The following is a 13,744-nucleotide window of genomic DNA, read 5'->3' as shown; positions in this document are numbered from 1 at the left end:
GCTATTTTGCAGCTTCACAGCTGCAAATTATCTTCTGCCATTTGCAGCCGAATCCAATTCTGCCCGGTTTTCCGGATAGAATCAGATATCAAATTACTTTTTCCCGGCTGAAATCGTTCATTTCTTGTAACTATTCAGTACCTTCATAGTTACGTGCAAAAATCCATTCCAGATCAGCTTCGCTGATGGGATTTTTGCCTTCCAGCCTATGTTTCCTTACGGTCAGCGCAGCAAGTGCGCAGACCTACTGAACAGTTACCATTTCTTTACAAAACGACCTTAAGCAAAATTGCCACCACAAAATACACCAGATACGCCCCATAAACCATGTGGTCCCTCTTCGCGTACTTAAGCGGTTTCATCTTCGTTCTTCCCTCGCCGCCGCGGTAGCATCTCGCCTCCATGGCCATCGCGAGATCCGTGGCACGACGGAATGCGGATACGAAAAGCGGTACAAGAAGCGGTACCATGGATTTCGCCTTCTGGATCAGATTCCCGCTCTCGAAGTCAGCACCTCTCGCCATCTGCGCTTTCATGATCTTATCCGTTTCCTCAATTAAGATCGGGATAAACCGGAGCGCGATGGACATCATCATGGACACCTCATGGACCGGAACACCGACCTTCTTTAAGAAGCCCAAGCTCTTTTCCAGACCGTCTGTCAGCTGGTTCGGTGTCGTTGTGAGTGTAAGGATCGTGGATCCCATAACAAGGTATACCAGGCGGATCGCCATAAATGCCGCAAACCGGAGACCTTCCCAGGTCATCTGCAGGAAACCGATCTTAAAGATCGGGGTACCCGGCGTCAGGAACAGGTTAAAGCTGACGCTGAGGAGAAGCAGGAACATGATGGATTTTAAGCCGCGCACCATGAATTTTACCGGGACATTGGAGAGCTTGATGGCAGTGATCAGAAAGATCGTCGCCGCAAGGTATGCCCAAAGGTTGTCCGCGATAAATAAGGTTACGATGTATACAAGCGTTCCAAATAATTTTGTTCTCGGATCCAGCCTGTGAAGCAGGGAATCAACCGGGTAGTACTGTCCAAGCGTGATATCTCTTAACATGTCTTTTCCTCCCCGGCTGTCTTTTCTGCGCTGTCCGCCTTCTCAGAGGCTGTTCCGGCGGCGTTCCCATGACCTGCGTTCTCGGAAACTGCTCCAGCTGTGCTTACCTGAGCTGCATTTCCGGAACTTTTTCCATTCTTTTCGCGCCAGATCTTAAGGATCGCATTCTTCGCCTCTTCCACCGTCGTGATATCCGGATCCAGCGGGATCCCCTTGTCGATCAGCTTGTGCACCACATAGGTGATCTGCGGTGCCGCAAGGCCAATGGCTTCCAGCTCTTTATAGTGGCGGAATACTTCCTTCGGGGTTCCGTCGAAGACCTTCTCGCCATGGTTCATGACTACAAGACGTGACACATATCGCGCCACATCCTCCATGCTGTGGGAGACGAGAATGATCGTCAGCCCCTGCTCGTTATGGAGCTTTTGTACGAGTCCTAAAATGTCGTCGCGTCCTTTCGGGTCGAGACCGGCTGTCGGCTCATCTAAGATCAGGACCTCCGGTTTCATCGCCAGAACACCCGCGATAGCCACTCGACGCTTCTGACCTCCGGAAAGGTCGAAGGGAGACTGCTTATAAAAGCTCTCATCGAGTCCCACCATGTCCAGCGCCTCTTTCGCGCGCTTCTCGATCTCCTCCTTCGGGAGTCCCAGATTCTTCGGTCCAAAGCAGACATCTGAGAATACATCCACCTCAAACAGCTGATGCTCCGGATACTGGAATACCAGCCCCACATGGCTGCGGAGCTCTTTCATGGAATATCCCTCTTTATAAATACTCTCTCCGTTATAGAGGATATCTCCGCTCGTTGCCTTTAAAAGTCCGTTTAAATGCTGGGTCAGGGTTGATTTTCCGGATCCGGTATGACCGATGAGGCCGATAAACTCGCCATCATGGATCGTAAGATTTACATCCTTTAAGGCATACTGCTCAAAGATCGTTCCCTGCCCGTATATATGATTCAAGTGTTTAATTTCGATTGCCATATTTCCACCATTTCTCCACTATTTTAAGAGCGGAACAAGTTCATCCACAAGCTCGTCGATGGAAAGAATTCCATAAGGAAGATCCATTCCGGCTTCCTTTAATTCATCTGCCAGTTCCGTTACCTGCGGCACATCGAGGCTGTATTTTTTCAGTTCCTTGACTCTGGAAAAGACCTCTTTCGGGGTTCCGTCCATCACGACATGTCCACCGTCGATAACGACCACGCGGTCTGCGTCAATGACCTCTTCCATATAGTGGGTGATCAGAACTACCGTGATTCCTTCCTGACGGTTCAGTTCATGGACCGTTTTAATGACCTCGCGGCGTCCGTTCGGGTCTAACATCGCTGTCGGCTCATCCAGAACGATACACCGGGGCTTCATCGCCATAACGCCAGCGATGGCCACGCGCTGTTTCTGTCCGCCGGAAAGCTTATTCGGAGACTGGAGTCTGTAGGCCGTCATTCCGACTGCCTCAAGGCTCTTGTCGACCCGCGCCCAGATTTCCTCCGTCGGAACTCCCATGTTCTCCGGTCCGAATCCAACGTCCTCTTCCACCACGTTTCCGATGATCTGGTTATCCGGGTTCTGGAATACCATTCCCGCCGTCTTTCGTACATCCCAGAGATGCTCCTCGTCGTCCGTCCTCATTTTAGAAATATAGACTGTTCCATCCGTTGGAAGCAGGATTCCGTTCATCAGCTTCGCGAATGTGGATTTTCCGGATCCGTTATGTCCCAAAATCGCTACGAAATCGCCTTCCTTGATGTCCAGAGAGACGCCTTTTAACGCATGGCTGACCTCATCCTTGTCTTCCTCTTCATCGTGCCTGATATAGTCAAAGATCAGGTTCACTGCTTTAATGATTCCCATAGAAATCCTTTCTCGTTTTTCATAAACTTCAAGTGACTGCGGCGCCGCATACACCTTCAGGCTGCCGCGACAAATGTTTACACGTTTCTAAATTTTAGTTGATATCTCATAGTAAGTCAAGTGTTTTCGCGTGGTTCCAGGAGCTTACCTTTTCAGATATGTGAAAACGGCATGCCACAGGATTTCTCCTATGACATGCCGCCCATCATTCCTTTCTAACTTACCCAGAGCCCCGATGCATCCAACGTATATCCGTCGATCACAGTGGACGCTGCCATCGCTCCGTTCGCGTTCAGGTAATACCACTGTCCCGGTGCTGTCTGACGCCAGCCTGTTGCCATCGCTCCATCGGCATCCATGTAGTACCAGACACCGCCGATCTGCTTCCAGCCGGTTACCATCTTTCCATCACTTCCAAGGTAATACCATTTATTATTTACCATTCTCCAGCCTGTCGCCATATATCCGTTTTCATCGAAATAATACCATGTTCCGAGGATCCGGTACCACTGGGAGATCACGATCTGGCCATTCTCGTCCACATACTTCTTTCCATCCGCGTAATTCTTCCAGCTGCCTTCTGTGTCGCCAAGGTCATCCAAATACCGGTCAGAAGAGGTAATATAATCACTGCTCTTGCGGTACTTCGCATCGTTCGTTGTCTTTCCCACCGCGCGGATCTCGTAATAGTAGTTTCCCTCTCTTCCCATATACTCGGAGAGGTCCTTGCTGGTTCCCGTCGCATCGATGGTCCGGAGATAATAGTCATCCCGGTACAGGCGGATCTGATATCCCGTCGCATAATCGACTTTCTTCCAGACCGCTTTCATATGGTTCGAAGCGCTCCAGCCGGCTTCATCCGGGGACTCCAGCCATACCACCGGGTAGTAAGTGGCTGTGACCTTCAGGTCATCATCCACTTTCACTGCCTTACTCAACGTTGCACCGGAGATCTGGCAGGACTTTGAACCGTAGCTGGAGGAGAACTCTCTTCCGCTGGAGGAAAGAATCAGCGTTGCCGTCACTTTCGTTCCAGGATTCCATTTTTCTACATCCTTGCTCCACTCCACGGATGTGATCTCGATCCCGTAGCTGCCGCAGCTGATCTCCGGCTCCTCGATCACGCCGGGATCTTCATACTTGTCTTTAAAGGTGATCCTTATAGAATTCACCGTCGGCGCAGCCAGTGCAGGAAGAACCATCCATATCGTCATCACAATCAGAATTCCTGCTGCCGCAAGCCATTTTCCAAAAGTTTTCTGTCTCATAAGGTGCTCCTTTCCTGTATTTTCAGTCTGCTGGAAAATATTCCGACGATTTTCACCGCATAACCGCATGCCCTGCAGGTTCAGATCTTTACTGCGGTTTTCTCCAGATACCGTCCTGATCTACATAGAAGGTATCGATCACTTCATTGACCGCCTTATGTCCATCCGGATACAGGTAGTAGATCTGTCCGTCGATGTTCTGCCATCCTGTGAGCATTCCGCCGTCGCCGCCGAGGTAATAAGCCTTGTCACCCAGCGTAATCCAGCCGGTCACCATAGCTCCGCTCTCGGAGAGATAATACCAGGTATTGTTGTAGAGAAGCCAGCCCGTCTGCATCTTTCCGTCACCGTTCATGTAGTAATAAACGCCGTTCTTCATCTGCCAGCCGGTGAGCATCATTCCGTTTGCGTCAAATAAGTACCAGATATTTCCGATAAATCCCCAGCCGTTCTTTAAATAAGTTCCGTCCGGGTAACGATAATACCAGCGGTTTCCGTCAAGGATCCAGCCGACCTCATTCACATTTGACGGGGCCTGCTGGGAATTTCCGGAGTTATTTGTGCTGCTGTTGTTGCCGCTTGACGGCTTTTTCTTTGCCGCTCTCGCCGCGTCATCCTCATCGATATAGACCTCATCGGATATGGTCCAGTCGCTCTTTGACGCGTACTTGGATACCTCATCGTTTGACGGGAGCGCGCGCACCTTAAAGGTGTAGGTTCCCTTGGAGCCCATATACGGAAAGAGATCACAGCTGCTGGTGTGGATCTCGCCGCTCTTGTAGACGTTCTTGCTGCCGCGGTAGAGGTACACCTCGTAGGACGCGTCCTCAACGGCCTCCCACTTCGCGAGTCCGAGATCGGAGCTTCCGGACTTTGTGGTCTGCCAGTATGCCTCGCCCGGCGCGTCAAGATCGCCCTTTGCCGGTTTTGTCTTTACGGTAACCACCAGACGGTCGGAAGATGTTCTCGAAGCGCTGACAAAAGTTCCGTTCTTTACCTTTACCTTTGAGGAAGTGTAGGAGCTGCTGCTGAACCTATAGTCATTTAAAGTCTTTAAAGTAACTTTCATGGTGTAGGTTCCGCCGATCTTCACGTCGTTCTTTGTGGAAGACCACTTTGCGGATACGATATCATATTTATCGTTGTTCGGGATCGATACCTCGCAGTTATCAGAATTGTATCCCACATCAAGATCCGGCAGGGATTCCCCCACCGTCGGTGTCACATCCAGCGTGATGCTGACACTGTTCACATAACTGGTCGCCGCAAACGCTGTCTGCGCCCCGGATACCGCAAACACGACCGCCATGACCCATGCGGCCATCCATGTACTTATTTTTTTCCATTTTCTTTCTGCCATAGGATTGCCTCCCCTCAAGTATCTTTCTTTAACTATATTATAAGGGTGGGCAAACACTTCCGTCAACTTAAGATATTCTGTCTTTTAGCGGCAAATCCGTGGCAGTTTGAGGCTTAGAATCTGCATTTTCCTATTATTCTTCCATTTTCCATATTTACCGTTGATCCTGTCATTTTCTGCGTAGTTTTAGTCTGTCCTCAGTGCGTCGATCGGATTCAGCTTCGCCGCCCGGCTCGCCGGCATGTAACCAAAGATCAGTCCGATGGCAACAGAAACGCTAAACGAGATCACAACTGCCGTCATGGTCGGCGGCGCGTCGATTCCCATGAGGGCACCGATTCCCGTACTTGCTAAGGCTCCGATCATGATTCCGATGATTCCGCCGATGGAGCTTGTGACCAGCGCCTCGATGACGAACTGCTGCATGATCACGCTCTTCTTTGCGCCGAGGGCCTTCCTGATGCCGATCTCCCTGGTTCTCTCTGTCACGGACACCAGCATGATGTTCATGACACCGACGCCTGCAACTAACAAGGAGATACCCGCGATACCGCCCAGCATCATGCTCATCATGGCAATCTGCTCATTTAAGGAATCGAGAAGGGAGCTCATTGCTGTCACCGTGTAGAGGTTTTCGCTCTTCATCTTTTCATAGAGAAAATTTTTAAGTTCTGTCGTGCACGTTTCCGTGTCGTTGATGTCCCGCGATGTGAAGATATAGTTGTTGATCACAGCATTTCTCGCCATCTTCACAGCTCTGGAATACGGAATCCACACAAAGTCATCCATACATCCGTCATCAAACTCAGAGCTGCTCTCCGTCTGCCGTTCCACAACGCCTACGATGGTGTAGCTGTCACCGTTTAACTTGACCGTCTCGCCCACGGCGTTCTGGGAGCCGCCGTAGAGTTCCTCCGCCACATAAGCGCCGATGACCGCGACTTTTCGTCTCGCCTCCATGTCGGAGTACTGGAGATTTCTGCCATACTCGATCTCGTAGTCCTTGATTGCGAGATAATCCTCACTGTAGCCGCCGACACTGGTGGAATCCATGGTGTCGGAGTCATGTTTTACCGTGACGCTGACTGACACGTTCGGGGACATGTTCTCGTAGAGGTCTGAATGTTCCTCGTAGAACTCATAAAATTCGTTCACATCAATACTTCTGGATGCCACCGCCTTGTACTGGACCGTGATCTGATTGACACCCATAGAAGAAAAGCTCTCCACCATGTAGGACATATAGCCGTTGACGATGCTGACCAGAATGATCACCGACGCGACACCAATGATGATTCCAAGCATCGTGAGAAAGGATCTCATTTTGTTGCCCCAGATACTTTTTAACGCCATTTTAAATGATTGCAGCATACTTTTTCACATCCCCGTCGAAATTGATCTTTCCGTCATGGATCCGCACCACCCGCTTCGCCTCCAGAGCGATGGAGCTGTCGTGGGTGATCATGACGATCGTGTTTCCTTCTTCATTGAGTTTCTTTAAAAAATCAAGCACTTCCCGGCCTGTCCTGGAGTCCAGGGCACCCGTGGGCTCATCCGCCAGGATTAAGGACGGATCTCCTGCGAGAGCCCGCGCGATGGAGACTCGCTGCTGCTGGCCGCCGGAGAGCTGGTTCGGAAGATTCTTCCATTTTTCTTCAAGTCCGACCCTTTTCAGGGAATTCATAGCCCGCTCCCGACGTTCCTTTTTGTCATAACCGGCGTAGAGAAGCGGAAGTTCCACGTTTTCTAAGAGATTTAACTTTGGAAGCAGGTTATACTGTTGGAAGATAAAGCCGATCATGCGGTTTCTGATCTCCGCCAGCTCGTTGTCGGACATATCCGCCACATCCTCGCCGCCGAGGAAATATTCGCCCTCCGTCGGGACATCCAGGGCGCCGATGATGTTCATCAGGGTTGATTTTCCGCTTCCAGATTTGCCGACGATGGCGACGAACTCGCCTTTGTTGATGGAAAGGCTGATGCCGTCGTTGGCGTGGACTTCCTCGTCGCCCATGTAGTAGATCTTGTAGATATTGCGCAGCTCTATCAGAGGTTCCTGCTTTTCCAACTTCTCATGAACTTTTGAAACTGCCTCTTCCTGTTTCATCGGCTCTTCAGACATTTTTTTCTGCTCTGCGGTATCTATTTGTATTGAGAATTCAGTCTTTTCCATACAATTTATCTCCTATGCACTACTGAGATCTTCGTCCGCTGCCGTTGCCGCCGCCATTTCCGCCGTTTCCTCCAGGACCGCCCGGTACGCCTCCGCCCATATCACCGCCAGGACCGCCCATGCCGCCCATCTGCATCTGATTGGTCTGCGTCGAGCTTCCGGAATCGGAGGAAATGTAGACCTCGTCCCCCTCAGAGAGACCGGAAAGGATCTCCACATAATCGTCGTTGATGATTCCAGTTGTCACCTGGACCGCCTCGAAGCCGTCCGGGACGTTGCTGCTGCCGGATTTTCCGGAGCCGTTGCTCTTAGAGCTGGAATTATCCGTACCGGAACCTTTGGAACTGCCACTTGCCTCTGCGCCTGCATCCGGCTGTCTATCCACTGAATCTGCATTCAGAGTTCCATCTCCATGGTTCTTTCTCTCTGAATCTGCGTCACCCACATTATCTGAACTGTCATTTCTCTGTGTATCAGCATTTTCTGTGCTGTCCGAACTCTTCTTCACATACACTCTGTTTCCACGCATCAGCGCGCTCGCCGGAATCACTAATGCATCTTCGGAACTGTCGAGAATGATCTTCGCATCCACGTTCATGCCCGGAAGAAGACTTCCCGTATCGTCCAGAGTCACTGTCACCGGATAGTTTGTGACACCGTTGGAGTAGCTGCTCTGCAGACTCACATTTGTGACGGTTCCTGTGAATGTCTCACCTTCCACCGCATCCGCCGTGATCTCCACAGACTGGCCGACCTTGACGCTTGAGACATCGAGTTCATCCACGGACATCTCCAGTGTCATGGTGGACAGGTCGTAGATCACCGCCATGGTGGTCGTTCCGCTGGAGCTCTTGGAGATCTTATCCCCAACCTTCACGTTTTTCGTAATCACTGTCCCCGAGATCGGCGCTGTGATCGTATAGTCATCCACACTGTCCTGAGTGTTGCTCAGCTTGTTCTCCGCGTTTTCCAGGTTGTCATCTGCGCTCTCCACTGCATCCTTGAATTCCTTTAAATACTCTTCCGCCGTCTTTGTGGTCACCTGGAACAGCTCGGAGTTTTTCTCCACATAAGAACCTTCATGAATCAGAAGGTTCTCGATCTCAAGGCTCTTGTTTCCGGAGATTTCCACGCTCAGGGTCGTCTCCGTCTTCGCGGCGAATGTTCCCTCGGCACTGCAGACAAATCCGTCGACGGTCACGGATGCCGCGGTGTCTGTCGTGAGTCCGCCTGGGTTTGATACCTCGACCGTCACGTTTTTTACGAGACGTCCTCCGGAGAGTGTCTCCTCCATGCTGCTGACGATCGTGACCGTACCGGAGATCTTCTCGCCGGTGTCCTCCAGAGTCACTGCTGCCTCGTCACCTACGTTGATCTCCGCCGCCTCGCCTGAGAGGAACGGGACTGTGATCTTCATAACGGAGTCATCATAGAGATCCGCGATCTTCGTTCCGTTATTTACCTTATCGCCCTCTTTGATATAGAGAGTCTTGATATATCCGGACGCTGTAGAGCGGTATGTATTTCCGGCGATCCGCGCTGTCTCCTCGGCGTAATTGGACTGTGCCGTCTGGGCACTTTCCTTCGCGCGCTGGAGACTTGTCTCTGCGGAGCTCAGGTCAGAGTCCATGGAGGATGCGTCGATCCGGTAGAGGACCTGACCTTTTTCTACAACATCGCCCTCCTCAAAGTTCGCCTCGATGACCTCTCCTTCCACCAGGGATGTCACCTCGTAGGTGTCCTTCGGAGACAGGGCGCTGGACGCCGTGAGCTCTGAACTGATGTCCGTCCGCTTCACTGTCGCCGTTGACACAGACTGGTCACCCTGACGTTTCTGGCTCGTGGTCTTTTTCTTATAGAGGAAAAATCCGCCAAGCAGCACTGCCAGAACCACTATAAGCACGATCACGATCCTCCCGCTTTTTCCTTTCCGTTTTTTCCGTTTCTTCTCTGCGGCCACCTTTTCGTTCTCCATACTCATTCCTTTCCTGTCTATTGAAATCTTCCGCTTCTCTTAACTATGTTCCAGATCTGAATTTCCTTGCCTTAATTTTCTCTACCCGCATTCCTTCTGCGGTATTTCTATTTCATGTATTATATGTATATTCGTAACTAATCAATAATCTCCGACAACATCTACAACCGTATAAGTCGCATTCTCGTCGCTTCCGCTCTTCTCCCACACAATGGCAACCTTGTCATCCACCTCAAACTCTCCGTAGACGGAGAACAGGTACTGGAGCTCCGATCCGCTGATCTGAAACTCATCGCCCTCTCCGCCGTTGTCCTGGTAATCGGTGTTCAAGACTACCTTCACCGGAGTAAACGGGTCGTTGGAATCGTAGTAGATTGCCTTGATGCGTCCCTCTGTGGCACCTTTGTTCTCGCCTCCGTTGGAGTAGGCGAAGATCATCTTTGTCTCCTCGTGGTAGTAGATCACGGTGGCATAATCGTTGATCTCGCTCTCATCGGACACCTCGCCATTTAAGAACATCGTGGCGTCCTTCAGGGAGAATGGAACGAGACTCTTTAAGTTCCGGCTGTCATTATTTAAGATCTTCGGTCCCTTTAAGCTGTTGTCCAGGATCGAGGAGGTATTGATCTCGCCGTCGGAATTGTAGGTCAGGTCAAATACCTTGCTGCCGTACTGGTTTCCTTCTTTTGTCTTCGCCTTCATCAGGTTATAGAACAGGTTGATGCAGTCTTCCCTCGTGAGGACCTCGTCAAGATCACGATAGATCCCAGAATCCAGGGACAGGGACTTGAACTTCGCAAGGCGGCTCTCCTGAAGACTTCCGGAGAAATCCTCGTTTGTGTATCCTAAGACTCCCAGGACTGCCTTGATGGCATCCCGCATCGTAACTCCCTCGTCCGGCTTAAAGTTTCCGCCGAGATAACCGGACATCCAGGAGTTCGTCGCCGCCGTGCGGATCGCCGCAGAATACTGGGATTTTGAGGAGACATCCACGAATACAGATACGGTTCCCGCCGCGTTTGCCGCCTCCTTGTAGTCCGATGCCTTTACGAGGAGTTCCGCAAACTCACCTCTCGTCACATTCGCCTGGTAATTACTCGTCGTTATAATTCCAAGCAGGCTCACCGCTTTCTTCCTCATTTCAAATGTGGTGCTGGCCGCGTAAGCGTTCACCGTCATTCCGGCCCCCACCGCACAGACCGTCAGACTGACCGCTATTATCTTTCCTCTTCTCATTTCCATTCTCCTTTCATCCGCCTTGACCACCAGATCATCAGCCCCCTGCAGGTCATCTCTTTCCAGATCCATTGCCTGATTTCCATTGACTGCTGCGTACACTCGTCATCACGGGGATCTTTGTACTTTTAAAGTACATGTACTCCTGGTTCCTTGCATTTTTCTTACTGTTTATTACGTTTCTGCAATAAACTTTATCAGAAACTTGTGATTCCTCTGTGTTTGACCTGTGTTCAAACTGTGAAGGATGTCACACAAAACAGGGCATATCTGCGGCAAAATTGTGGCATGAAACAAAAAGACCCAGAACAGATACCACTTTCGGTACCCACTCCAGGTCTTCTCCCTATTCTCACACCCCCGGCAGCCGCCCGATCACATCGATCCCGGCGAATACCAGAAGTCCGTTTTTTATGATAAAATTTAAGATCACGATCCCCGCCGCTGCGTAAGCGATCCGGTCATCCAACTCCGGTCGGAATCTCCTGTTTCCCGTGGCAAAATACAGGATCCAGGAAACCGCAGCCCACACAGCTACCGATGCCATATACGGCACCACCGGATGGTACAGAAAGCTTAGTACCGGATGCCCTGAAAGGAGTGCCCGGACGGCTCTCGTTCCCCCGCATCCCGGACAGTAAAGCCCGGTCATCATCTGAAACAGGCATGGCATCCGGAACCATGCCGGGATCATAATCTGGCTGCGATCTTCTGGCGCAGTCCACCGACCTTTGCTGCTGCCGAGTCGAACTCTTCCCCTGTCATCTCACCGGTCAGAACCGCGAACTCATCTGTTCCTTCCAGTGTCACAAATTTCACGTCACCGAAAGCTGCCGCAACGGCCTCTTTCTTTGCTCTCTCAGAACCCTCAAACCGTGCAAAGTACTTTCTGGAAAGCTCAGCCGCCGGATGTACCTCAAGCTTCTCGCTGCTCCAGCCGATCTTCTCCGGCTCATCGCCGAAGCGGACTGCGGAGATCATATCCCCGACAACGGCGCTGGCTGTCGGCAGTTTTCCTGCTCCGCTTCCATAGAACATGGACGCACCCAGCATATTTCCCACAACGAGGATTCCGTTGAACACATCTGTCACCGCATACAGCGGGTCTTTCGCATCCACGAGGACCGGCGCGACCTCCAGATAGATCTTTCCATCTTTATTCACGCTGGTTCCGAAGAGCTTGATCGCCGCACCCATATGTGCCGCGTAGCTGGAATCCATGGAAGTGATTTTTGTGATTCCCTGGGTCGGGATCTCCTCGTAGTTTACTTCTTTTCCTGTTGCGACCGCAGTCAGGATCGCGATCTTTCTGCAGGTGTCATATCCTTCAATATCTGCCTCCGGGTTGCGCTCCGCGTAGCCCAATTCCTGGGCGCGCTTTAACGCCTCCTCGAAGCTCCATCCCTCTTCATTCATCTTTGTGAGGATGTAGTTTGTCGTTCCGTTTAAGATACCGGAGATTTCTAAAATCTCCTCGCCGCCGAGGCTCTCCACAAGCGGGCGGATGATCGGAATACCGCCGCCGACACTTGCCTCAAACAAGAAGCTGATGTTCTTTTCCGCGGCGATCCGGATCAGCTCTGTCCCATGGGCCGCAACCAGTGCCTTATTGGAAGTCACCACATGCTTTCCCGCGAACAGGCAGCGCTTTACAAACTCGTAGGCCGGTTTTGTTCCGCCCATGGTCTCCACAACGATCCCGATCTCCGGGTCATTTACGATCTGTTCCACATCATGGATCACAAGCTTCTCCACAGGACTTCCCGGAAACTCCCTGAGATCCAGGATATATTTTACTTCGATCGGCTCTCCAGCCTTTTTCTCTACGCTTTTGCAGTTCTTGTCAAGAACCTCATACACGCCAGAACCGATGGTTCCGTATCCCATAATTGCCGCTTTCATCCGTCTATTTCTCCACTCCTAAAATTTTTACGTTCTGTACGCCCTTTAAGTGCTCGATCTCCTCAACCATACCGGCAACATTTCCCGTATCTGAGAGAACTTCCACGCTGAGCGTTACCGTCGCGGATCCGTTTACCGGGATCGTCTGGTGGATCGTAAGGATATTCGCGCGGTAATCCGCAACGATGTGGAGCAGGTCAGACAGAAGCCCCGGCTCGTCCATCATCTGGGTCACAAGTGTCACTGTCTTTCCTCTCGTGTTGTCGGAAAACGGAAGAATATCATCCTTATATTTATAGAAGGAACTGCGGCTTAAACCGACCTGTTCCGCCGCCTCCTGCACCGTCATGTTTTTGTCCGTCTCGAGGAGACGTTTCACCTCAACGACTTTCTGAAGGACTTCCGGCAGCGCTTTGTCACGAACCACATAATACTTGTTTTTTTTCTCCATATATCAGACCTCACAAGCTAAAAATTTCTTTTTTATTACCGAAATCATACGTTTCGTCCATTGCTCTGGCACGTTACCATATGTGCGTCCCAGAAAAACATGTGTACGCAAGAATCTTAGCATATTTTGGATGCTTATGCAAGCAGATGTTCGCTGTCTGACAAAATCCACAGTTATTGCGTTACTGTACACGTATGCGTGTACAGTAACGTGATTTTGCCGATGCTTCGCATTCCAAATCGGCAAAATCTGCTACCAGAAGTGTATCGTACGGAATTTTCAGTTCAGAAAATTCCTACCCGTGTACAGTAACGTTATTGCTCTTAAAACAAGAAGGGAGAACCTGCAGATCAGGTTCTCCACTTTTTTATTCAACGTGCGCCCGGCGGCGCACGTTTCTAGCGGGTGCAAGTCCCGAATCCGCCCGGTAGTGGGAAGGATATAGCCGAAGGT

12 protein-coding genes are annotated in these 13,744 nt (G+C 50.9%); all 12 read right to left on the bottom strand.

Annotated elements, in window-relative coordinates:
* Nucleotides 1–266: 266 nt before the first annotated feature.
* A complete protein-coding gene (locus GPK83_RS09530; RefSeq protein WP_215704642.1) occupies nt 267–1,067 on the bottom strand; it encodes an energy-coupling factor transporter transmembrane component T in 801 nt (266 codons plus the stop codon).
* A complete protein-coding gene (locus tag GPK83_RS09525; protein WP_215704641.1) occupies nt 1,061–2,053 on the bottom strand; it encodes an energy-coupling factor transporter ATPase in 993 nt (330 codons plus the stop codon). Before GPK83_RS09525 ends, GPK83_RS09530 begins: the two co-directional genes overlap by 7 nt.
* An 18-nt stretch (nt 2,054–2,071) precedes the next feature.
* Nucleotides 2,072–2,926 (bottom strand): energy-coupling factor transporter ATPase, encoded by an 855-nt coding sequence (locus GPK83_RS09520; protein ID WP_015553378.1) that lies wholly within the window; start codon nt 2,924–2,926, stop codon nt 2,072–2,074.
* Between the two features lie 215 nt (nt 2,927–3,141).
* Nucleotides 3,142–4,194: an N-acetylmuramoyl-L-alanine amidase family protein gene (locus GPK83_RS09515; RefSeq protein ID WP_215704640.1), complete on the bottom strand. Its 1,053-nt coding sequence runs from the start codon at nt 4,192–4,194 to the stop codon at nt 3,142–3,144.
* Nucleotides 4,195–4,282: 88 nt separating this feature from the next.
* Nucleotides 4,283–5,554 carry an N-acetylmuramoyl-L-alanine amidase family protein gene (locus tag GPK83_RS09510; protein WP_215704639.1) on the bottom strand — a complete coding sequence of 424 codons (1,272 nt, stop codon included), beginning with the start codon at nt 5,552–5,554 and terminating at the stop codon, nt 4,283–4,285.
* 186 nt (nt 5,555–5,740) lie between these two features.
* Entirely contained in the window at nt 5,741–6,877 is a 1,137-nt protein-coding gene (locus GPK83_RS09505; protein WP_345941797.1) for an ABC transporter permease, read from the bottom strand.
* A 31-nt stretch (nt 6,878–6,908) separates the two neighbouring features.
* Nucleotides 6,909–7,661 (bottom strand): ABC transporter ATP-binding protein, encoded by a 753-nt coding sequence (locus GPK83_RS09500; protein WP_117514861.1) that lies wholly within the window; start codon nt 7,659–7,661, stop codon nt 6,909–6,911.
* 85 nt (nt 7,662–7,746) lie between these two features.
* A complete protein-coding gene (locus GPK83_RS09495; protein ID WP_252196306.1) occupies nt 7,747–9,702 on the bottom strand; it encodes an efflux RND transporter periplasmic adaptor subunit in 1,956 nt (651 codons plus the stop codon).
* Nucleotides 9,703–9,843: 141 nt separating this feature from the next.
* Complete coding sequence (locus GPK83_RS09490; protein WP_215704637.1) at nt 9,844–11,010, bottom strand: S-layer homology domain-containing protein; 1,167 nt, start codon at nt 11,008–11,010, stop codon at nt 9,844–9,846.
* Between the two features lie 280 nt (nt 11,011–11,290).
* Nucleotides 11,291–11,632: a DUF2752 domain-containing protein gene (locus tag GPK83_RS09485; RefSeq protein WP_215704636.1), complete on the bottom strand. Its 342-nt coding sequence runs from the start codon at nt 11,630–11,632 to the stop codon at nt 11,291–11,293.
* Nucleotides 11,629–12,840, bottom strand: coding sequence for a homoserine dehydrogenase (locus GPK83_RS09480; protein ID WP_215704635.1), 1,212 nt, complete (start codon nt 12,838–12,840; stop codon nt 11,629–11,631). The genes GPK83_RS09485 and GPK83_RS09480 overlap by 4 nt, the downstream gene beginning before the upstream one ends.
* A gap of 4 nt (nt 12,841–12,844) precedes the next feature.
* Nucleotides 12,845–13,291, bottom strand: a complete 447-nt coding sequence (locus GPK83_RS09475; RefSeq protein ID WP_015553369.1) for an ACT domain-containing protein — start codon at nt 13,289–13,291, stop codon at nt 12,845–12,847.
* Between the last annotated feature and the right edge of the window lie 453 nt (nt 13,292–13,744).

Origin of the sequence: Clostridium sp. MCC328 (assembly GCF_018785465.1) — a bacterium.
GTDB lineage: Bacteria > Bacillota > Clostridia > Lachnospirales > Lachnospiraceae > Pilosibacter > Pilosibacter fragilis.
This window is presented reverse-complemented; position numbering and strand designations above follow the sequence as displayed.